This is a genomic window from Levilactobacillus paucivorans (assembly GCF_001437125.1).
Classification (GTDB): domain Bacteria; phylum Bacillota; class Bacilli; order Lactobacillales; family Lactobacillaceae; genus Levilactobacillus; species Levilactobacillus paucivorans.
The window spans coordinates 1-212 of record NZ_JQCA01000134.1; the positions used below are offsets into that span (position 1 = coordinate 1).

Sequence of the window (212 nt, forward strand, 5' to 3'; positions counted from 1 at the left end):
CACTAGGGTATACCCTAGTGGTCTTTTTTGATTCTGTGCTATACTAGGAATTACAAATGTTCATTAGAACTGTCCAAAAGGAGAGCTGGAAATGGCTAAAATCGGTTATGCGCGCGTGAGTTCCAAGGAGCAACATTTAGATCGACAGTTGGCGGCTTTAGAAGCTGTCCAAGATCTATGATTTTTGATATACTTCTATGTAAAAAGCGAGT

1 pseudogene is annotated in these 212 nt (G+C 40.1%); it reads left to right on the forward strand.

From position 1 onward, the window contains the following. Positions 1-91: 91 nt before the first annotated feature. Positions 92-178 (forward strand): annotated as a pseudogene (locus IV54_RS11790) (recombinase family protein); the annotation flags it as partial. Positions 179-212 lie beyond the last annotated feature (34 nt).